The organism is Streptomyces sp. NPDC054887, assembly GCF_053610585.1.
The window spans coordinates 1-20,076 of the sequence record NZ_JBSGYQ010000091.1; the positions used below are offsets into that span (position 1 = coordinate 1).

21 protein-coding genes, 1 pseudogene and 1 riboswitch are annotated in these 20,076 nt (G+C 72.9%); of the genes and pseudogenes, 11 read left to right on the forward strand and 11 right to left on the reverse strand.

Features of this window, described 5'->3' with window-relative positions; all coding sequences use genetic code 11:
• The first annotated feature begins 144 nt into the window (after positions 1-144).
• A complete protein-coding gene (locus tag ACWGH0_RS31950) occupies positions 145-399 on the forward strand; it encodes a (2Fe-2S)-binding protein (RefSeq protein ID WP_453407767.1) in 255 nt (84 codons plus the stop codon).
• Between the two features lie 18 nt (positions 400-417).
• On the opposite strand, the gene bfr is transcribed toward ACWGH0_RS31950, so the two are convergent.
• Positions 418-897: a bacterioferritin gene (bfr, locus tag ACWGH0_RS31955; protein WP_453407768.1), complete on the reverse strand. Its 480-nt coding sequence runs from the start codon at positions 895-897 to the stop codon at positions 418-420.
• Positions 898-1,052: 155 nt separating this feature from the next.
• On the opposite strand from bfr, the gene ACWGH0_RS31960 reads away from it, so the two are divergent.
• Positions 1,053-1,685, forward strand: a complete 633-nt coding sequence (locus ACWGH0_RS31960) for a sulfite oxidase-like oxidoreductase (RefSeq protein ID WP_453407769.1) — start codon at positions 1,053-1,055, stop codon at positions 1,683-1,685.
• Positions 1,686-1,713: 28 nt separating this feature from the next.
• On the opposite strand, the pseudogene ACWGH0_RS31965 reads toward ACWGH0_RS31960, so the two are convergent.
• From ACWGH0_RS31965 to thiO, 6 genes and pseudogenes are all read right to left on the reverse strand, one after another.
• Positions 1,714-1,815 (reverse strand): annotated as a pseudogene (locus ACWGH0_RS31965) (DUF4396 domain-containing protein); the annotation flags it as partial.
• An 8-nt stretch (positions 1,816-1,823) separates the two neighbouring features.
• Positions 1,824-2,699: a deoxyribonuclease IV gene (locus ACWGH0_RS31970; protein WP_453407770.1), complete on the reverse strand. Its 876-nt coding sequence runs from the start codon at positions 2,697-2,699 to the stop codon at positions 1,824-1,826.
• 104 nt (positions 2,700-2,803) lie between these two features.
• A complete protein-coding gene (gene pknB / locus ACWGH0_RS31975) occupies positions 2,804-4,756 on the reverse strand; it encodes a Stk1 family PASTA domain-containing Ser/Thr kinase (RefSeq protein WP_453407771.1) in 1,953 nt (650 codons plus the stop codon).
• 111 nt (positions 4,757-4,867) lie between these two features.
• Positions 4,868-5,662 (reverse strand): thiazole synthase, encoded by a 795-nt coding sequence (locus ACWGH0_RS31980; RefSeq protein ID WP_453407772.1) that lies wholly within the window; start codon positions 5,660-5,662, stop codon positions 4,868-4,870.
• A 3-nt stretch (positions 5,663-5,665) separates the two neighbouring features.
• Positions 5,666-5,866 (reverse strand): sulfur carrier protein ThiS, encoded by a 201-nt coding sequence (gene thiS, locus ACWGH0_RS31985; protein ID WP_453407773.1) that lies wholly within the window; start codon positions 5,864-5,866, stop codon positions 5,666-5,668.
• On the reverse strand, positions 5,863-7,062 hold the full coding sequence (gene thiO / locus ACWGH0_RS31990) for a glycine oxidase ThiO (RefSeq protein ID WP_453407774.1): 1,200 nt from the start codon (positions 7,060-7,062) through the stop codon (positions 5,863-5,865). Before thiO ends, thiS begins: the two co-directional genes overlap by 4 nt.
• A riboswitch (TPP riboswitch) is annotated at positions 7,060-7,172 on the reverse strand. (Overlaps the previous gene by 3 nt.)
• A gap of 92 nt (positions 7,173-7,264) precedes the next feature.
• Here thiO and ACWGH0_RS31995 point away from each other — a divergent pair.
• The 6 genes from ACWGH0_RS31995 (at position 7,265) to ACWGH0_RS32020 (ending at position 12,022) form a co-directional block, all read left to right on the forward strand.
• Positions 7,265-7,615 carry a hypothetical protein gene (locus tag ACWGH0_RS31995; protein ID WP_453407775.1) on the forward strand — a complete coding sequence of 117 codons (351 nt, stop codon included), beginning with the start codon at positions 7,265-7,267 and terminating at the stop codon, positions 7,613-7,615.
• 117 nt (positions 7,616-7,732) lie between these two features.
• Positions 7,733-8,896 (forward strand): NAD(P)/FAD-dependent oxidoreductase, encoded by a 1,164-nt coding sequence (locus tag ACWGH0_RS32000; protein ID WP_453407787.1) that lies wholly within the window; start codon positions 7,733-7,735, stop codon positions 8,894-8,896.
• Between the two features lie 68 nt (positions 8,897-8,964).
• The gene (locus ACWGH0_RS32005) at positions 8,965-9,330 is read left to right on the forward strand and encodes an Rv2175c family DNA-binding protein (protein WP_453407776.1); all 366 of its coding nucleotides are present in this window, start codon (positions 8,965-8,967) and stop codon (positions 9,328-9,330) included.
• A gap of 78 nt (positions 9,331-9,408) precedes the next feature.
• A complete protein-coding gene (thiE, locus tag ACWGH0_RS32010) occupies positions 9,409-10,086 on the forward strand; it encodes a thiamine phosphate synthase (RefSeq protein ID WP_453407777.1) in 678 nt (225 codons plus the stop codon).
• A gap of 160 nt (positions 10,087-10,246) precedes the next feature.
• Positions 10,247-11,164 carry a methylenetetrahydrofolate reductase [NAD(P)H] gene (metF, locus tag ACWGH0_RS32015; protein ID WP_453407778.1) on the forward strand — a complete coding sequence of 306 codons (918 nt, stop codon included), beginning with the start codon at positions 10,247-10,249 and terminating at the stop codon, positions 11,162-11,164.
• A gap of 51 nt (positions 11,165-11,215) precedes the next feature.
• Positions 11,216-12,022: a hypothetical protein gene (locus ACWGH0_RS32020; protein ID WP_453407779.1), complete on the forward strand. Its 807-nt coding sequence runs from the start codon at positions 11,216-11,218 to the stop codon at positions 12,020-12,022.
• A gap of 20 nt (positions 12,023-12,042) precedes the next feature.
• Here the strand turns inward: ACWGH0_RS32020 and ACWGH0_RS32025 are convergent, their stop codons facing one another.
• From ACWGH0_RS32025 to ACWGH0_RS32040, 4 genes are all read right to left on the reverse strand, one after another.
• On the reverse strand, positions 12,043-13,551 hold the full coding sequence (locus ACWGH0_RS32025) for a phytoene desaturase family protein (protein ID WP_453407780.1): 1,509 nt from the start codon (positions 13,549-13,551) through the stop codon (positions 12,043-12,045).
• 448 nt (positions 13,552-13,999) lie between these two features.
• Positions 14,000-14,611: a TetR/AcrR family transcriptional regulator gene (locus tag ACWGH0_RS32030; RefSeq protein ID WP_453407781.1), complete on the reverse strand. Its 612-nt coding sequence runs from the start codon at positions 14,609-14,611 to the stop codon at positions 14,000-14,002.
• 11 nt (positions 14,612-14,622) lie between these two features.
• On the reverse strand, positions 14,623-16,791 hold the full coding sequence (locus ACWGH0_RS32035; protein WP_453407782.1) for a YhgE/Pip family protein: 2,169 nt from the start codon (positions 16,789-16,791) through the stop codon (positions 14,623-14,625).
• Complete coding sequence (locus ACWGH0_RS32040; RefSeq protein WP_453407783.1) at positions 16,763-17,638, reverse strand: ATP-binding cassette domain-containing protein; 876 nt, start codon at positions 17,636-17,638, stop codon at positions 16,763-16,765. Before ACWGH0_RS32040 ends, ACWGH0_RS32035 begins: the two co-directional genes overlap by 29 nt.
• 152 nt (positions 17,639-17,790) lie before the next feature.
• Here ACWGH0_RS32040 and ACWGH0_RS32045 point away from each other — a divergent pair, with 152 nt between their 5' ends.
• From ACWGH0_RS32045 to ACWGH0_RS32055, 3 genes are all read left to right on the forward strand, one after another.
• Positions 17,791-18,342 carry an SAV_6107 family HEPN domain-containing protein gene (locus ACWGH0_RS32045; RefSeq protein WP_453407784.1) on the forward strand — a complete coding sequence of 184 codons (552 nt, stop codon included), beginning with the start codon at positions 17,791-17,793 and terminating at the stop codon, positions 18,340-18,342.
• 104 nt (positions 18,343-18,446) lie between these two features.
• Positions 18,447-19,217 carry a methyltransferase gene (locus ACWGH0_RS32050; protein WP_453407785.1) on the forward strand — a complete coding sequence of 257 codons (771 nt, stop codon included), beginning with the start codon at positions 18,447-18,449 and terminating at the stop codon, positions 19,215-19,217.
• 283 nt (positions 19,218-19,500) lie between these two features.
• Positions 19,501-19,905, forward strand: a complete 405-nt coding sequence (locus ACWGH0_RS32055) for a DUF3040 domain-containing protein (protein ID WP_453407786.1) — start codon at positions 19,501-19,503, stop codon at positions 19,903-19,905.
• Positions 19,906-20,076: the final 171 nt, after the last annotated feature.

Consider the following 20,076-nt stretch of genomic DNA (forward strand, 5'->3'; position numbering starts at 1 on the left):
GGTAGAACACGTACCGGGGGTGGGCGCGGGTGTCGATGTGCCCCCGCCCCCCACAGCCGTTCCCGGGACTTTTGCGTGCGGCCCGCGGCGGGTAAGGTTAGGTTGACCTTACCGATTGGTTGTCCCCCTCGCCCGTGTCAGGAGGTGTGCCGCGTGTTCGTCTGTTCCTGCTTCGGCGTAACGGATCAGCAGATCAAGGAGCACGCTGCCGCCGGTGCCTGCACCCCGCGCCAGATCGCCTCGGTCAGCAAGGCGGGGACGGACTGCGGCTCCTGCGTACGCACCATCCAGGGGCTTCTCGGCCGTGGCGCGTGCCCGCGCCGCGCCCTGATCGAGAAGGGCGAGACGGCGCTCGCCGAGACCGCCCTCGTCGACACGCACCTGCGCGAAGCGGCCTGACGGCGCCCGCTCTCCCGGTCAGCTCTCCGGCTGCTCGATCAGCTGGGCGATGTAGAGCGACTCACCGAGCTTCGTTACCAGCTCGAGCTGGGTGTCGAGATAGTCGATGTGGTGCTCTTCGTCCTTCAGGATGTCCTCGAAGATGTTCGCCGAGGTGACGTCGCCCTTGGCCCGCATGACCTCGATCCCGCGCTTGAGACGGTCGATCGCCTCGACCTCGATCTGCCGGTCGGCCTCGAACATCTCGGTCACGGTCTGCCCGACCCGCACATGGAAGAGCCGCTGGTAATTCGGCAGGCCGTCCAGGAACAGGATCCGGTCGGTCAGGGTCTCGGCGTGCTTCATCTCGTCGAAGGACTCGGCCCGGGTGTACTTGGCGAGCTTCGTCCAGCCGAAGTTGTCCTGCATTTTGGCGTGCAGGAAGTACTGGTTGATGGCAGTCAGCTCGGCGGTCAGCTGCTCGTTGAGGAATTCGATGACCTCGGGGTCGCCCTGCATCGCAGAGGCTCCTTCCAGGCGTAGTACTTGGCAGGTTTCGCGCATCTTTGCATTGCGGGTGAGGGGCGTCCAGTAAGTGCAGGCTTATTAGGAGTTGCCCCGGATAGCGTCGGACCTGGTCGTGACCACCCTTCGCCGTCTGTCACCATGGAGTCATGGGTCAGCCGGAAAGCCGGGAACATCACGAAACAGCGCAGCCCGAGCTTCCGCCGGGGCAGCGGCTGCAGCGTGGCTGGCCCGTCACCCACTACGGTCCTGTACCCAAATTCAAGCCGGATCGCTGGGAGTTCCGCGTATTCGGTGCGACGGCCGACGGCGACAAGCACTGCTGGAACCACGAGCAGTTCTCGGCGCTCCCGTTCGCCACGGTCGAGGCCGATCTGCACTGCGTCACGAAATTCAGCATGCTTGGGGCCGAATGGGGTGGCGTACTCGCCCGTACGCTCGTCGAACTCGCGCCTCCCGCGCCGAGCGTCACCCATGTCATGGTCTGGGCCGAATACGGCTTCAGCGCGAATATGCGGCTCGCGGACTTCACTTCCGACCGGGCCATCTTCGCCACCCACAAGGGCGGTGAGCCCCTCACCGCCGAGCACGGCTTCCCGCTGCGCCTCGTGGTGCCGCACCTGTACGCCTGGAAGGGGCCCAAGTGGGTCCGCGGCGTCGAGTACATGACGGCGGACCGCCGGGGTTTCTGGGAGGAGCGCGGCTACCACAACGTCGGCGACCCCTGGCGCGAGCAGAGGTACTCGTACCAGGAGGAGCCCGGGGACGGACCCGAGTTGTAGGGCCGTCCGCCGGGCACGGGTCCGCCGGTCAGTGGTGGTACCGGTGGACCACGGCGTGGCCCTTGCCGCGGCCGATCACCCACCTGTTGACGGGTGTGGTGACGACGAAGGCGGCGAAGAGCGCGAAGGCGGAAGTCCTCAGAAGTCCCGCAGCTCCTTCAGCCGTGCCACGTCGGCCGCGTGCCCCTCCTTGCCGCCGGGCGTCTCGATCGTCAGCGGCACGTTCTCGGTCGCGGGGTGCGAGAAGAGTTCGCGGAACGGCTCGTCGCCGATGTGCCCGGAGCCGATGTTCTCGTGGCGGTCCTTGTGGGCGCCGACGCCCTCCTTGGAGTCGTTGGCGTGGATCAGCTTGAGCCGGCCCTCGCCGACCGTGTCCACCAGCAGGTCCAGCGTCTGCTTCATCCCGCCGGGCCCGGCGAGGTCGTGTCCCGCCGCGTAGATGTGGCACGTGTCGAGGCAGACGCCGAGCTTGGGGTGCGCGTCGAGCGCCTCGAAGTACGGGCCGAAGTCCCAGGTCCGCGAGCACAGGGAGGAGCCCTGCCCGGCCGTCGACTCGAGCAGCAGGAACGGGTCGTCGTCGTGGGTCAGCTCGTCGAGCAGCGGCAGCAGGTGGGTCCGTACCTGCGCGAGCGCCTCGGAACGCGGCCGGCCGCCCGTGGCCGACCCCGTGTGCACCACCACGCCCAGTGCGCCGATCGCGCGGCCGCGCCGGAGCGAGTGCCGCAGGGACTCCACGGACCTCTCGACGGTCGCCTCGGTGTGCGAGCCGAAGTTGATCAGATAGGGGGCATGGACGTACGCCGGTATCCGTTCGGCGGCGCAGGCCGCGCGGAACAGCTCGTCCTGGGCCGGATTGCCGGTGGGCGTCGCCCAGCCGCGCGGGTTGGCGACGAAGACCTGGACGGCTTCGGCGCCCATCTCACGGGCGTATGCCAGGCCATTGGCGGCGAGGCCGCCGGCCACGGGCACGTGGCCGCCGACGGGGTTGCGGGAGGGGAAAGGTGCGTTGCTCATCGCCGTCAAGGATGCCAGGGCCGGTGTTGCCTCCCGGACCGCCGACCTCCCGGACCGCCGACCTCCCCGGACCGCCGACCGCCCGGACCGCCGGGCCCCGGCGGCTACAGGCCGCCCTTCGTCCTGATGGTGATCGTGCTGCCCTCCGGGGCCTCGTCGCCCTCCTCGACCGACTGGGCGGCGATCTCGTCGCTGAACGAGAGGAAGGGCCGGTCGACCTCGACCTCGAAGCCCGCGTCCCGCAGCGCGCGCTTCGCGTCGTCCACGCTGTCGCCGACCACGTCGGGCACCGGGATCATGCGCGGCCCCTTGGAGACCGTCAGCGTGACCGTGTCGCCCTCGGCGAGGCGATCTCCTTCGTCGGCCGACTGCTCGGCGACCGATCCCGCCTCGTGCGGCGAGGTGACCCGGCCGGAGGCGACCTTCACGGTGAGTCCCGCCTCCTCCAGCTCGGAGGTGGCGTCCCGCAGGCTCTCGCCGACCACGTCCGGCACGTCCACGGGAGAGCCCTTGCTCACCAGGATGGCGATCGCGGAGTCCGGGTGGCGCTCCACGCCGGCGCGCGGATCCGTACTGACGACGGAGCCCTGCGGTACGTCGCTCCTGAACGTCTTCGTGACGATGCCGGGGGCCAGAGCGGCCTCCTTGAGCTCTGCCCTGGCCCGGGCCAGCGGCAGCCCACGGACGTCGGGGACCTTCACGGTCCTGGGGCCGCGCGAGACGACCAGGGTGACCGAGCCGTTGTCGCGGACGCGGGCGCGGGAGGCCGGGTCGCTGTTCATGACGGTGCCGCGGTCGTATGTGTCGCTGTACTCGCGCCTGACCTTGCGCACGTCGAGACCGGCGGCGGAGAGCCGCTGGGTGGCCGCCTTCTCCGTCTGGCCGAGGACCGAGGGAACGTGGGTGAACTGCCCGGAGTTGATGTACCAGACGCCGACGCCGGCCCCCAGCACGAGCAGGACGGCGGCGACGACGGCGTACACGCCGCGTCCGGGCGCCAGGGCGCGCCGCGCGCCCGTCCGCCCGGGGGCCGCCGGCCGGTCCGCGGGCATGTGGAGGCGGCTGGTGCGGTTCAGGGGCTCGTCGGCGCCGCCGCCGGCCGCGCCGGGCGTCCCGCCGCCGACCGCGCGCGGGATCACGCTCGTACGGTCCTCGGCACTGTCGTGCACCACCGCGGCGCGGCCCTGCGGCGGCATCGCGTCGAGCTGCTCGTCGGTGAGGGCGGCGCGGGCGACCCTGGCCCGCGCGAGGAGCTCCACCGCGTCGTACGGGCGCACCTCGGGGTTGCGGGCCGTGGCGCCCGCGACCAGCTCGTCCAGTTCGAGCGGCAGCCCGGGCACGGCGGCGGAGGGAGCGGGGACGTCCTCGTGGAGATGCTGGTAGAGCACCTGCGCGGGGGTGCCGCCGGTGTGCGGCTTGGCGCCGGTGAGCATCTCGTACAGCACGACCCCGCAGGCGTACACGTCGGCGCGGGTGTCGGCGGCGCCGTGCTCTATCTGCTCGGGCGCGAGGTACGACACGGTGCCGAGGACGGAGCCGGTCGTGCTGGTCACGGTGTCCACGGCCCGTACGAGACCGAAGTCGGCGACCTTCACACGGCCGTCGTCCCCGATCAGGACGTTCTCCGGCTTCATGTCCCGGTGCACGAATCCGGCGCGGTGCGCGGCGCCGAGCGCGGCGAGCACGGGCTCCAGGATGTCCAGGGCGGCGCGGGGCTGGAGGGCGCCGCGCTCGCGCAGCACGTCGCGCAGCGTGCATCCGGCGACGTACTCCATGGCGAGGTAGACGTACGGCCCGTCCGTGCCCTGGTCGAAGACGCCGACCACGTTCGGGTGCGCCAGGCGGGCCACCGACTTGGCCTCGCGGATGAACCGCTCCACGAAGGAGGCGTCGGCGGCGAGCGCGGGGTGCATCACCTTGAGGGCGAGCACCCGGTCGAGCCGGGTGTCGACGGCCCGGTAGACCGTGGCCATGCCGCCGACGGCGATGCGCGCGTCGATGCGGTAGCGGCCGTCGAGCACGTGCCCGACGAGCGGGTCCTGAAGGGTCGTATCCACGGGGCGAGTCTACGAGCCGCCGCCGACAGCTCCCGCTGCCGCCGGCCGGCCGGGGCGGCATTGCAGCGGAGCTGTGACGCGCGGCCGGCCGTCACAGCTCCGCGCGGCGGGTCAGAACGCCGGACGCTCCGGGTCCAGCACCGGCCTGCCCGCCACCGGCGACGACGCCTCGGCGAAGTGCCGCCGGGGGATGCGCCCCGCCCGGTACGCCAGCCGTCCTGCCTCCACCCCGCGCCGCATCGCCTCCGCCATCAGCACCGGCTCCTGGGCCCGCGTCACCGCCGACGCCAGCATCACCGCCGCGCACCCCAGCTCCATGGCCAGGGTCGCGTCGGACGCGGTGCCCGCCCCCGCGTCCAGAACGACCGGCACGCGCGCGTGCTCCACGATCAGCTGGAAGTTGTGCGGGTTGCGGATGCCCAGACCGGAGCCGATGGGTGAGCCCAGCGGCATGATCGCCGCACAGCCCACGTCCTCCAGCTTCCGCGCGAGCACGGGGTCGTCGTTCGTGTACGGCAGCACGGTGAAGCCGTCGTCCACCAGCGTCTCCGCCGCGTCCAGCAGCTCGATCGGGTCCGGCAGCAGCGTCCGCTCGTCGGCGACGACCTCCAGCTTCACCCAGTCCGTGCCGAGCGCCTCCCGCGCGAGGCGCGCCGTGAGCACCGCCTCGCCGGCCGTGAAGCAGCCGGCGGTGTTCGGCAGCACACGGATGCCGAGCTTCTCCAGAACGGAGAGCACCGATCCCTGGACGCTGGGGTCCAGCCTGCGCATCGCGACGGTGGTCAGTTCGGTCCCGGACGCCACCAGGGAGCGCTCCAGCACGTCGAGGCTGGGCGCCCCGCCCGTTCCCATGATCAGGCGGGAGGAGAACGTCGTGCCGCCGATGGTCAGAACGTCGTCGGCCATGGTTCAGCCTCCCTGGACCGCGGTGAGGACTTCGACGCGGTCCCCGTCGCCGAGCGCGGTGGAGTCCCACCGCCCGCGCGGTACGACGGTTTCGTTGAGGGCGGCGGCGACCCCCGAGGAGGCGCTCGTGAGGGTCGCGACGAGCGCGCCCAGCGTCGTACCGGCGGCGACCTCACGGGTCTCGCCGTTCACGGAGACGGTCATACGGGCAGCTCCTGCGGTACGGAGGCGGAGGCGAGGGGATCGGGAGAGGCGGACGGCGCGGGGGGCGCGAACCGCAGCGGGCTGAACGGGCGCGCCTCGGCCGGCAGCTCCCCGCCGGTCAGCACGGCGGCCATCGCGTCACCGGTGACGGGGGTGAGCAGCACTCCGTTGCGGTAGTGCCCGGTCGCCAGGTGCAGGCCCGCGAGCGCGGTCGGCCCCAGCAGCGGGGCGTTGTCGGGGGAGCCCGGGCGAAGGCCCGCGAGGGTCTCCGTGAGCGGCAGCTCGGTGATGCCGGGGACCAGCTCGTGCGCGTCGCGCAGCAGCTCGTACACGCCCCCCGCCGTGACCGTGGTGTCCCAGCCGAGCTCCTCGCTGGTCGCGCCGACGACCAGCTCGCCGTTCTCGCGCGGCACGAGGTAGACGTGGCTGCCCCGCACCACCGCGCGCACCGTCCGGCTCAGGAAGGGCGCGTACGCGGGCGGCACGGTCAGCCGCAGCACCTGCCCCTTCACCGGCCGTACCGGCGGCAGCACGTCCCGCGGCACGCCCGCGAGCTTCCCGCTGAGGCTGCCGGCCGCCAGCACGACCTGGTCCGCGGTCAGCTCGGTGCCGTCCGCGAGCACGGCCCCGACGGCCCGCTCCCGTACGACGGAGAGCCGCTCGGCCCGGACGCGGTGGCAGACCACCCCGGCGCGTTCGCAGGCCGTCAGCAGGGCCGCCGCCAGCCGCCTCGGGTCGATCTGGTGGTCGCCGTCGACACGCAGGCCCCCGCGCACGCCCGGCGCGAGCATCGGCTCGAGGCGACGGCATTCGCGCCCGGTGAGCCACTCGGAGTCCAGGCCGGAGCGGCGCTGGAGGGCGTGGAGTTCGCGCAGGTGGGCGCGGTCGTCGGCGTCGAGCGCCACGGCCAGCGTGCCGCACGTGCGGTAACCGGTGCCCTGCCCGCTCGCCGCCTCCAGCTCCGCGACGAAGTCCGGATAGCGCGCGGCGGACGCGAGGTTGAGCCCGAGCAGGGTCTCCTCGCCGTAGTGCAGTTCGGTGACGGCGGCGAGCATTCCGGCCGCGACCCGCGCGGCCCCGCCGCCCGGCCGCGGATCGGCGACGGCGACGCGCAGCCCCCGCTGCGCGGCCCGCCACGCCGTGACCAGGCCGATGATCCCGCCCCCGACCACGAGGACGTCTGATGTACGCGACATGGGCGTCCAGCCCCTCCCTTCGCCGGCATGACCCGGATCAGGTTCGTACGGTCGGAGGCCGCCCAGCCTCCCTCTCAGCCCGGTGCGCCCGGACTCCCGCGAGTGTTTGCGCCCGCCGGGCCCGTGGATCTCCCCCGGGCGTCGGCAGTACGGTGGCCACCCTAACGCCCGGCCCCGACGCGCTGTAAGGGAGCAACATTCCGTGGCCCGCTCGCTCGACGGTCTCGTCCTCTCCCCGGTGGCCGACCAGGCCCCGGGCCAGGTGGGCACGCGGACCCGGTTCACGTACCACGAACAGGACGGCCGGATCTGGGCCGAGTACGCGGGCGGCGACGTCGTGCGCGGCCACCTCGTCGGCACCCGCGAGGGCGACACGCTGCACTTCCGCTACGTACAGCTCAAGCACGACGGCACCACCTCGTCGGGCCGCTGCGCGTCCACCGTCGTCGGGCTGCCGGACGGGCGCGTACGGCTGGAGGAGACGTGGGCGTGGGAGTCGCAGGAGGGCAGCGGCACGAGCGTCGTCGAAGAGCTGCCGCGGCCTGTCGTGTGACGGTGTGTCAGAGATCTCTCGTACCGGCCCTCCGGGCGGCGGGGCGCGCCGTCCTAGAGTGACCTGGTGAGCGAGCAGAGGCAGACAGAGCGGCACGCCGTCGTCGTCGGCGCGGGAATGGCGGGCGTGCAGACCGCCGTGGCCCTGCGCGAGCAGGGCTGGACGGGTCCCGTCACGCTGATCGGCGCCGAGCCGCACCAGCCGTACGACCGGCCGCCCCTGTCCAAGGCGGTGCTGCTCGGCCACGCCGAGGGGTCGGCCTTCGACGTCGACTTCGAGGCGCTCGGCATCACGCTCCGCCTGGGGCTGGAGGTATCCGGCGTGCGCCCGGACGCGCACGAGATCGACACCCCCTCGGGCCCGGTCCCGTACGACGTCCTGGTGATCGCCACCGGAGCGCTGCCCCTGACGCTGCCCGGCGCCGAGGGCGTGCCCGGCGTCCATCTCCTGCGCACCCTCGACGACGCCGCCCGGCTGCGGCCCGTACTCGGCCGGCAGCACGACGTCGTGGTCGTCGGGGCGGGCTGGATCGGCGCGGAGTTCACCACGGCCGCCCGTGCGGCGGGCTGCGCGGTGACCGTCGTCGAGGCCGCCGGCCGGCCGCTCGCGGGCACACTGCCCGCCGACGCCGCGGCCCCCATGGCGGCCTGGTACGCCGAGAGCGGCGCCGAACTGCTCACCGGCGCGCGCGTCGCGCACGTCGAGCCCGGCACGGTCGTCCTGGCCGACGGCCGGCGCATCGCGGCCGGCGCGGTGGTCGTCGGCATCGGCGCCCGGCCCGCGACGGCCTGGCTCGCCGGCTCCGGCATCGCGCTCGGCCCGGACGGCTCCGTCACCGCCGACGCGCGCCTGCGCACCTCGTGCCCCGACGTGTACGCCGTGGGGGACTGCGCCTCCTTCCCCTCCGCCCGCTTCGGCGAACGCCTGCTCGTCCACCACTGGGACAACGCGCTCCAGGGACCGCGCACGGTCGCGGCGAACATCCTGGGGCGGGCGCCGGAGGACTACGACCCGGTCCCGTACTTCTGGTCCGAGCAGTTCGGCCGGTTCGTGCAGTACGCGGGCCACCACGCCCACGCCGACACCACGGTGCGGCGCGGCGACCCCGCAGGCGACGCGTGGACGGTGTGCTGGCTGCGGGAGGGGGCGCTCGTCGCGCTGCTCACCGTGGCGCGCCCGCGCGACCTCGCCCAGGGCCGCAGGCTCATCGCGTCGGGCGCGCGGCTGGACCCGGACCGGGCCGCCGATCCGGCCGTCCCGCTCAAGTCCGCCACCCTTTAGGCGGGCCGCGCGGCCCGGACGGCAGGCCCCGACTACCGACTGTCAGTCCCAGGTGGCAGGCTTGTCCCGTGACCGAGATTGACGCAAAGATCGATGCTCTCGTCCCCGCCTGGCTCAACCTCCCCGACATCGCGGAAAAGCTCGATGTCGAGGTGACGCGCGTCCGGCAGCTGGTCAAGGAAGGCCAGCTGATCGCCGTACGGCGCGGAGAGAACAGGGTGCTCCAGGTGCCTGCCGCCTTCATCGACGGCAACAAGGTGGTCAAGGGTCTCGCGGGGACCCTGACGCTCCTGAGGGACGACGGCTTCTCCGACGAAGAGATGCTCGAGTGGCTCTTCACCCCCGACCCGACCCTGCCGGGCACCCCCGCGCAGGCGCTGAGTGAGAATCGCGGCACGGAGGTGAAGCGGCGCGCCCAGGCGCTCGCCGTCTGACCACTGCCGAGACAACCGACGCGGTGCACGGGCCCTCACCGGTCCGTGCGCCGCCCACCACCCCGGGGGGACACCACCATGCCCGCGTCCACATCGCTGCCCATGGACGGCGCCGCCGCGCGCGAGCGGCTCGCCGACGCCCGGCTGTACCTCTGCACGGACGCGCGCAAGCGGCAGGGCGACCTCCCGGAGTTCCTGGACGCCGTCCTGTCCTCCGGCGTGGACGTCGTCCAGCTGCGCGACAAGGGCATGGAGGCCGGCGAGGAGCTGGAGCACCTCCAGGTCTTCGACGACGCCTGCCGCAGGCACGGCAAGCTCCTGGCGGTGAACGACCGCGCCGACGTGGCCCACGCCATCGGCGCGGACGTGCTGCACCTGGGCCAGGGCGACCTGCCCGTTCCCGCCGCGCGGGCGATCCTCGGCCCCGCCGTCCTCGTCGGCCGCTCCACGCACGGCGAGTCCGAGGTCGACGCGGCCGTGGCCGAGCCCGGCGTGGACTACTTCTGCACGGGCCCCTGCTGGCCCACCCCCACCAAGCCCGGCCGGTACGCACCGGGCCTCGACCTCGTCCGGTACGCCGCCGGGCTGGACCAGGACCGGCCGTGGTTCGCGATCGGCGGCATCGACGCGGGCAACCTCGACGAGGTGCTGGACGCGGGGGCCCGCCGGGTCGTCGTTGTCCGCGCCATCACCGAGGCCGACGACCCGGCCGCCGCGGCGGCGGCTCTCGCCAAGAGGGTCCGGGCCCGCGCCTGACCACCGGCCGCCGCCCGGCGGCCACCGTCCGTCACACCGGTCACGCCCGTCACCGCCAACGACTGTCCACGTCTGTCCGACAGGTGGACAATAATCCGGCAGTATGGACAAAACACCCTCTTTTGTTGGGTCCTCGCCGCGCCCTCGTTAACCTGCGGGTATGGCCCTTGGCACAGCTTCGACCAGGACGGATCACGCGCCCACCGTGCGTGATCTGCTCGCGACCGGCAAGACGACGTACTCGTTCGAGTTCTTCGCGCCCAGGACCGAAAAGGGTGAGCGGAACCTCTGGAACGCGCTGCGCCGGGTCGAGGCGGTCGCCCCCGACTTCGTCTCCGTGACGTACGGGGCCGGCGGATCCACCCGGGCCGGCACGGTCGGCGCCACCGAGCAGATCGCCTCCGACTCCACGCTCACCCCGGTCGCGCACCTCACGGCGGTCGACCACTCCGTCGCCGAACTGCGCAACATGATCGGCCAGTACGCGGACGCCGGGATCAGGAACATCCTCGCCGTGCGGGGAGACCCGCCCGGCGACCCGATGGGCGAGTGGGTCGAGCACCCCCAGGGCGTGCGGTACGCCGCCGACCTGGTGCGGCTCATCAAGGACTCCGGCGACTTCTGCGTGGGCGTCGCGGCCTTCCCCGAGATGCACCCGCGCTCGACCGACTGGGACACCGACATCGCGCACTTCGTGGCCAAGTGCCGCGCGGGCGCCGACTACGCGATCACGCAGATGTTCTTCGATCCGGAGAACTACCTCCGGCTGCGCGACAGTGTCGCGGCGGCCGGCTGCGAGACGCCGATCATCCCCGAGGTCATGCCCGTGACCGGGGTCAGACAACTCGACAGGCTCCCCCAGCTCAGCAACGCGCACTTCCCGCCCGCCGTGAAAGAGCGGATCCTCGCCGTCAAGGACGATCCGGCCGCTGTACGCTCCATTGGCATCGAGTTCGCCACGGAGTTCTGCGCGAGGCTGCTCTCCGAGGGCGTACCCGGATTGCACTTCATCACGCTCAACAACTCCACGGCGACGCTTGAGATCTACGAGAATCTCGGACTGCACGAGCAGTCCTGACCGGCCGTACCCGCCACCCTTCACGGCGGCGGCCGTAGGAGAGGGGCGGGCATGGGCTGGGCGGTCCTCTACATCGCGTTCGGGGTGGTCGCACTGTGGCTGCTCGGAGAAGTGCTGTTGCAGTACAAGGCGCGCCTCAGATGGCGGCTGCTGGCCTTCGCCGGGTTCATGGGCGTGGTCCTCGGCGTGCTGATGCCGTCCGTGTTCGTGATCGCGGGCGGCGCCGTCGCCTTCGCGATCGGCCAGACGTACGTCACCCTGTCGTTCCGCCGGGGCTTCTCGACCGGCTGGGCCATCGGCGGCAAGCCGGGCGAGAGCCGCCGCCGCAAGCGCGGCGACCGGCCCGTCGAGCAGGAGCCGACGCTGGAGGTGTCGGACCTCGAGTACGAACCGGCCGCCCCCGCCGAGCCGGTGTACGCCCCGACGCAGCCCGTGCCGGAGGAGACCGGCCAGTACGGCGTCTACGACGTGGCTGCGTACGCGGCCCAGCAGCAGTCCCAGAGCGACGCCTTCGCGGCCGGCTACGGCGGCTACGACACCTACTCCGGCTACGACCAGCCGCAGCAGGAGTCCTACGGCGGCCCGTACGACTACCCGGCGGGCCAGCAGCAGTACGCCGCGTACTCCGACCCGTACATCGGCACCCAGCCGTACGCGACGCCGCAGTACGGCGGGCAGGACGCGTACGCCGGCCAGGACTACGGCGCGCAGCAGTACGGCAGCGACACGCCGCCCGGCGGCGTGTGGGTCCCGCAGCAGCGCGACGGCGAGCAGCCCTTCGGCGGCGAGCAGCAGGCCCAGGACCCGTACCCGAACGGCTACGACGCCACCGGCTACAACGAGCAGTACCGCTACTGACTCCGCCCGGCCCGCCGTCCCTACTGCGAGCCCCGGAAGCCCTCGCCCTCGACCAGGAGCCCCGCCACCAGGGCCCCGGACATCCCGGCGTGCGCCAGCCCGCCGCCGGGGTGGGCCCATCCTCCGGCGAGCAGGAGCCCCGGCAGCCGGGCGCTGTTGCCCGGGTGCAGCAGACGGCCGCCCGCGCCCGCCAGCGAGGGCGGCGGCACGGCCCCTCCCGGAGCTCCGGTCCCGGCCGCGCTGTCGGCCGGGGTGCGCACCTCCCGCCACAGCAGGCGCTCCCGCAGGTCGGGCACGGCCGCGAGGGCGGCGTCCGCCATCGCGTCGGCGACCCGCGCGACCCGCGCCTCGTCCGTCCAGTCGACGGGCCCCTGCGCCGCCACGGTCGCGGTGAGCGTGACGGCCTCGTGGGCGTCGTCCGGGCGCGTCAGCGGGTCGTCCGGCCGCAGCACGGTGACGGTCGGGCGCTCGGTGTGCCCCCCGCCGAAGACGGCCGCCGCCTCGGCGCCCGCGTCGGGGGAGTGCACCACGGTCCGGTGGGCGGTTCCCTCCGGGCGGCCGCCGCGCAGCGCGAGGAGGACCGTCAGCCGCCCCGGCGGGACCGGACCGGGAGCGACGTCCTGCGACGTCCAGACCTCGCGTCCCGGTGTCATGCCGGCGAGCAGGCGGGGATCGCCCCCGAACACCACGGAGTCCGCTTCGGCGACCGTGCCGTCGGCCAGCTCCACGCCCGCCGCGCGGCCGTCCTTCTCCGTGACGGCGACGACCTCGGCGCCGAAGGAGAACTCCACCCTCCGGGCCAGGCACCGCTCGTACAGCGCCCGCGCGAGCTCCCGCATGCCGCCGCGCACGTACCAGCTGCCGAAGGTCTGCTCCATGTACGGCAGCACGGCGGCGGCGGCCGGAGCGGTGCGGGGATCGAGCCCGTACGCCAGGGCGTGGCCGTCCAGCAGGGCGGCGAGCCGGGGGTCGACCAGCTCCCACGCGCCGATCTCCGCGACGGTGGCGGCCAGCCGGTCGCGCCGCAGCACCCTGCGCACGCGCAGCGACGGATACGGGTCCCGGCCGAGGACCTGCCAGTCGGGCCACAGCGGCTCTTCCAGCAGCGGGCGTCTGGTCCGGTCCCAGGCGTCCCGCGCCCGGTTCAGGAACGCGCCCCAGCGTTCGCCCGCGCCGGAGCCGAGGGCCGCGTCGAGAGCCGAAACGATGCCCGCCCGGGAGGCGTTGGGCAGCGAGACGTCCGTGCCGTCGGCGAAGAGGTGCCGGCTCGCCGGGTCCACGGGGGCCAGCTCGACGCACTGTTCCAGGGACTCCCTGCCCGTCTTGGCGAACAGGTCCCGGTAGACGGCGGGCAGGTGCAGCAGGCCCGGCCCCGTGTCGAAGACGAAGCCGTCCCGCTCGTACCTGCCCAGCGCTCCGCCGTACGTCGCCGCCCGCTCGTACACCGCCACGCGGTTGCCCGCGACGGCCAGCCGCGCGGCGGACGCCATCGCGCCCATCCCCGAGCCGATCACCACAATCCGTGCCATGCCAGGGACTTTATCGGCCGCCACCGACAACCCGGCGGGGCCGGGGGAGTACGGGAGCGGACGTGCTCGGCACCAGCCGCCGTCCCGGACGGCTGGGGCGGGGCACCCAGACGTGAGTACCCGTACCTAGTACGGGAGATGAGTAGCTGTGCGGATGGGCTCCCACCTGCGCGGACGGAAGAGTGGGGACCACGGAAGGGGCGCGGCGCCCGCACCGCCGACACGGGGCGGCGGAGCGGCGCGGCTCCCCTGCCGGAGCGGGGGTGTACGACGGGGTCGGGGGACCCGCGGGGGGACTGCGGCGCGACGCCGGTCGGCAGGGCTCGGGGGGATCGAGCCTCGCACGGCCGGCGTTTCGCTGTCCGGCACCGCGTCCGGCTGTTCCGCCGGCGGCGGCATTCGTCCGTTCCGGGACGCCACCGCTCCAGCGGCTCCCCGGCCGCCCGGGTCAGCGGCGGCCGCTGACCCGGCCGTGCAGCAGCAGCGACAGCGCGGAGTGCACGTCGTCGATCGTCCGCTCGCTCTGGAACGCCTGCCAGTCCAGCGCCGCCACCAGCACCATGCCGACGAGCGCGGCCGCCGTCAGCGGGATGTCGATGTCCCTGCTCAGCTCGCCGTTCTCGACGCCCTCACGGAGCACCGTCTCGACGACGGCGACGGCTTCCTGCCGCACCACCAGGAGCGTCGACTGCCAGGCCCTGTTGGTGCGCCACAGCTCGGCGACGTACAGCTGGGTGAAGGCCGGATAGCGGTCGATGAAGCCGAGACCCGCCCTGATCATCGCGTCGAGGGCCTCCACCTTGGTGCCCCCGCGCTCCGCCGTCTCGTCCGCCGCGGCCCGCAGGGACGCGGTGAGGAGCCCGACTCCGTGCCGCAGCAGCTCCTCGAAGAGCTCGGTCTTGCTCTTGAAGTTGTAGTAGACCGTGCCCTTGGCCACTCCGGCGCGCTCGGCGATCTGGTCCACCGTCGTCGAGGAGAAACCCTGCTCCGCGATGAGGGTGACGGCCGCCTCGTAGAGCTTCTGCCGGGTGACCTCGCGGCGCGTTCTGCTGCTGTCCATGGTCATGATTCTCACAGGCTGAGCTCCGGGTGGAGACGGTCGAGCGTCCAGACCTGCTTGCGCCGGGCCGAGAGGGCCGTCAGCGCCACCGCTCCCGCGGTGAAGGCGAACAGCACGACGCTGCCCGTCCAGACCGGCTCCAGGCCGCCGCCCGTGATGAGCCGGCGCAGGCCCTCCACGACGTACGTCATCGGCAGGAAGGGGTGGATCGCGTTGAAGAAGCCCGGACTGGTCTGTACGGGGTAGGTGCCGCCCGCCGAGGTGAGCTGGAGCATCAGCACGGCGAGGACGAGGATGCGGCCCGCCGCGCCGAACCGCGCGTTCAGCCACTGCACGATCGCCGAGAAGCACCCCGTCACGAGCACCAGGAAGGCGATCGTTCCCGCCGCGCGTTCCATCCGCAGGCCGAGGCCCCAGTGCAGTACGGACATGAGCGCGGCCACCTGGAGCACTCCGAGGGCCGCCACCGGCAGCCAGCCCGCCAGCGCGATCCGCCAGGCCGAGGCCCCCGCCGCGAGGGCGCGGCGGTTGAGCGGCTGGATCAGCATGTACGCCACCATCGCGCCGACCCACAGGGACAGCGGGATGAAGTACGGGGCGAAACCGGTGCCGTAGTTCGGCGCCTTGTGCATCGACTGGGAGGCGAGCTGGACCGGGTCGGCCATCACGCCGGTGCGCTGGTCGCGCTTCTCCTTGTCGTAGTCCGGGATCTTGCCTACGCCCTTGTGGAGGCCGCTGGCGAGTTCGCCGGAGCCGTCGACCAGCTTGATCAGGCCGCCGTTCAGCTCCCCGGCCCCCGTCTTGAGCCGCCCGATCCCGTTGTCGAGGGTGCCGGCGCCGGTGTCGAGCCGTCCGATCCCGCTGTCGAGGTCGTTGGCGCCGGTCTTCGCGGTGGCCAGGCCCGAGTCGAGCCGGGCCGCGCCCTGGGCGACCTTCTTGGCGCCGGCGTTCAGCGCGTTGACCTTGTCGACCGCGCTCTTCAGGTCCTCGTCGAGGTGGGGGGCGCGCACCGACAGCTCGCGCGCCCGCTCCTGGAGCTTGGCGAGGTCCTTGTCCAGCCGCGTCAGATCGCCGCGCTGGTTCTTGATCAGGTTGTTGACGTCCGCGGAGATGAGCGCCGCGTCGGCGGCCGCCTTGTCGGCCTTCTTCAGCTGCGGGCAGGCCGGGTCCGCGAGGGGCTGGTTCACGCAGCGCGCCTCGTAGACCGTGTGCAGTTCGTCGGCGGCCACACGGGACCCCTGGGCGGCGACGGGCGCGGCCTTCGCGAGCGTGCCGAGGTTCTCGCGCACGATGCGGGAGCTGTCGGCGACGAGCTTCGCCGTGTCCGCGACCGTCCGGCCGTTGTCCCGCAGGTACGGGCCGAGGCCGTCCGCGACGCCGTTCACCTTGTCCGCGAGCGACTGCGTGCCGTTCGCGACCTGCTGCGAGCCGCTCTTGAGGTCGCCCGACCCCTTGTGCAGCCTCTTCAGGCCGGCCGCCAGCTCGCCGCTGCCCTTCTTGGCGTCCTTGAGGCCGGCGGCGAGGTCCTGGGAGCCGGCCTTCGCCTTGTCGATACCGCCCTTGAGGTCGCCGGAGCCCTTCTTCGCCTTCCCGATCCCGCCCTTGATGTCGTCGGCGCCCCTGGCCGCCTTCGCCGTGGAGTCGTGGATGTCGGAGAACGAGATGAAGATCTTGTCGAGGAACGAACGCGAGGCGTTCTTCGAGGCCGCGGTGCGCACCTCGGCGAAGACCGTGCGCGAGATCTGCCCGACGATGTAGTTGTTCGCGTCGTTGGTGCGCACCTGGAGGGCGCTCGTCTCGGGAACGTCGCCCGAACTGGAGGCGATGCGCTCGCTGAAGTTCTCGGGCATGGTCAGGGAGAGGTAGTACGCCCCGTCCTCCACGCCACGGCGGGCCTCGCCGGCGCTCACCTCGTGCCACTCGAAGACCTTGCTGTCGAGCAGCTTCTCGGTGATCTCGTCGCCCGCCGCGATCTTCTTGCCGCCCGCCTCGGCTCCCTCGTCGTCGTTGACGAGGGCGACGGGTATGCGGTCGAGCCTGCCGTACGGGTCCCAGAAGGACCACAGGTACAGCGCGCCGTACAGCAGCGGGAGCAGCAGCAGCGCGACGAGCGCGGCGCGCGGCAGCTTCCCCCTGCCGAACCGCTTCAGCTCAAGCGCGGCCAGCCTCGGCGATCGCATCGTCCGCCCCCTCCTCGGTGTCGTCTGCGTTCTTGGTGTTGTCGCTGTCGCTGTCGCTGTCGCTGTCGCTCGCGGTGTCCGGGCCGCTTCCGTCATCGGACTTCGCCACCGGCGCGGTCCCGGGCGCGCTCCCGGCCGCTTCCCCGGCGGCGGCTGTTCCGGTGGTGACCCGCACCGCGTCGTCGGGCGCCTCACTGCACACCGCGAGAACGGTCGTCCCCGTCCGGCTGACGGAGCGCAGCAGCTCCCAGGCCAGCACCCGTTCGGCGTCGGACAGCTTGAGGTCCATGTCGTCCACGGCGAGCAGCCGCGGTGCGCCCATCAGCGCCAGTCCGACGGACAGCCGCAGCGCTTCGAGGCGCTCCAGGTCCCGTACGGACGTACGCGCCCCCTTCGGCAGCGTCCGGAGGTCGAGCCCCGCCGCGTCCAGGGCGGCGTCGATCCTGGCCCGCGCCTCGGCGGCGCGCTCGGCGCGGGGCCGCAGCAGGGTGCGCAGCGAGCCGTCGAAGCGGCGCTGGAGCAGCGCCCGCTCCCGCAGGTGCTCGGCGACGGTGAACGCCGGGTCGAGCTCGCTGACGCCGGTGACCGGTCCCAGGGCGCTCGTCCGGCGTACGGCGGCCATCTTCTTCGGCAGGCGCAGGCCGCCGACCTCCGCGTGGCCCTCGGTGGCGCGCATGCGACCGGTGAGGGCGAGCAGGAGACAGGTGCGGCCGGAACCGGACGGGCCCTCGACGGCGATGAGCGCGCCGGGCTCCGCCGCGACGCGCACGCCGCGGAACGCCCAGCCCCGCGGGCCCTTCAGCCCGAACTCCTCCGCGATCACAGCTGCCCCGTGCGGGCTGTCCACACGCCCTCCCCTTTTAGACTGACCAGTCAGTGCAAAAGCTATCCCGAACCCGTACTCGACGCAAAAAAGCCAGGTCAGGGCGGATTGTCAGTGGTGGCCTTCACGATGGACACAGACGGCTACCCCGCCGTCACGCGACAAGGAGGTTCGTCATGGCTCGCACGTCTCGCACGTCCTCAGCTGCCGCACACCGGCGCCGGACCCCCGGCCCCGCCCCCGTCCCTCCGGCGACCGGCCCCGCCGCCGACATCCACCCGGTGCTGCGCAGGGCCGGAGCCCCGCCCGCCGCCCTTGACCTGCTCGCCCAGGCCCGCAGCGGACTCGACGAGGCCGCGGGCCTCGGCGAGCCGAACGAGCGGTACGCCACGGCCCACCTCGCCGCCCTGCGCACCGCCGCGGCCGTCCTCGCGGCCCGCGGCCGGCCCGAGACCACCGAGCCCCGGCGCCGGCGCATCCGCAGCGCCTGGGAGGTCCTCCCGGAGATCGCGCCGGAACTGACCGAGTGGAGCGCCCTCTTCGCCTCCGGCGCCCGCCGGCGGGCGCTGGCCGAGGCCGGCATACAGGGCGCCGCCGGCCCCCGGGACGCCGACGACCTGCTGCGGGACGCGGCCGTGTTCCTGCGCCTGGTCGAGCGGCTGCTCGCGCTCGACCCCGTGCTGCCGCGGCCCCGGGCGGAGAGCGCGGACCAGTCGGACGCGGGATGAACGGGACCGGTTCGCGGAGGCAATAGGGTGGACTGGGCGTTCACCGCCCGCACCGTTCACCGCCCCGCCGCCCGCGGCGGCACCGCGCCGAGGAGTCAACTGCCGTGTCGGACCCGATGCGCCCCCGCGCCTCCCTTCGTACCGCCGTGGTCTGGGAGGTCCTCAAGGACGCTCTCGACCGCAAGGTCGAGGCGGCCGGGAGCGACGCCCTGGACGTCCTCGACACCGGCGGCGGCACGGGCAACTTCGCGGTGCCCGTGGCCCGCCTCGGGCACCGCGTCACCGTCGTCGACCCCAGCCCCAACGCCCTGTTCGCGCTGGAGCGCCGGGCCGCCGAGGCGGGCGTCGCCGACCGCGTGCGCGGCGTCCAGGGCGACATCCACGGCCTCTTCGACGTCGTCGGGCGCGGCGGCTACGACGCGGTCCTGTGCCACGGCGTCCTGGAGTACGTCGACGACCCGGCCGAGGGCGTGCGCAACGCCGTGGACGCCCTGCGCCCCTCCGGCACCCTCAGCCTCCTCGCCGCGGGCCTCGGCGGCGCCGTCCTGGCCCGGGCGCTGGCCGGACACTTCACCGAGGCCAGGCAGGCCCTCACCGACCCGGCGGGCCGCTGGGGCGAGGGCGACCCGGTCCCGCGCCGCTTCACCGCCGACCAGCTCACCGAACTGGTCGCCAAGGCCGGTGTCGAGGTCGGCGCCGTCCACGGCGTACGGGTCTTCGCCGACCTCGTGCCCGGCGCCCTGGTGGACACCGAGCCCGGCGCCCTGGACGCCCTGCTCAAGCTGGAGGCCGCGGCCGCCGAGCTGCCCGCCTTCCACTCCGTCGCGACCCAGCTGCACGTCCTCGGCGACAAGCAGGAGCCCGTCGCGCACTGAAGGAGCGCCTCCGCGGGGCCCGGAAAGCGGCTGATCAGCAACGCAGTGGCGCATGGAGTCCGCCACAGGCCCCCCGATCGGCCGACTTGCCCCGTATGATCGGAGCACACCGTGCGCATGGCGGATCGGCCAATGGGGAATGCACACCTCAGGCAACCGAGACGGCATGGCGGCCCGGATTGTGAATTGGCGTAGAGGGCGGGTTTCACGGGGGCGATTCCCTGCCTATTCTGAAAGGGCCGCAAACGGTCGCCCCCCGCGACCGACGAGTAGGAGGACTCCCGTGCCGCTCTCGGAGCACGAGCAGCGAATGCTCGAGCAGATGGAGCGAGCGCTGTACGCCGAAGATCCCAAATTCGCGACAGCGCTTGAGGGAAGCGGGCTGCGTACGTACACCCGACGACGGGTCTACCAGGCAGTCGCAGGCTTCCTGGTGGGTATCGCGCTCCTCATGGCCGGAATGGTCGCACAGCAGATCTGGATCAGCGTGGTGGGCTTCCTTGTGATGCTCGGCTGCGCGGTGCTCGCGGTCACCGGCTGGCGCAAGGCCCCGAAGCCGGGTGAGCAACCGGCTCCCGGTACCGGTACCGGTGCGGCTGCTCGCAGCCGGCCCCGGCAGCGACGGTCGGTCATGAACCGCATCGAGCAGCGGTGGCAGCGCCGCCGCGAAGAGGGTCAGGGACACTGACACCGGCCGCTTTCGCCGACCGGACACCGGTCGATCGCATCCGACACTTGCCAACGCAGTGAGGGGGGGCCCCTTACACCCCGGGCCCCCACACAGCGGTAGCACCCCCGGGCCCAGGCCGGGCGCGGTGGATTATAAACAAAAACCATCCCCACACACAAAAATAAAACT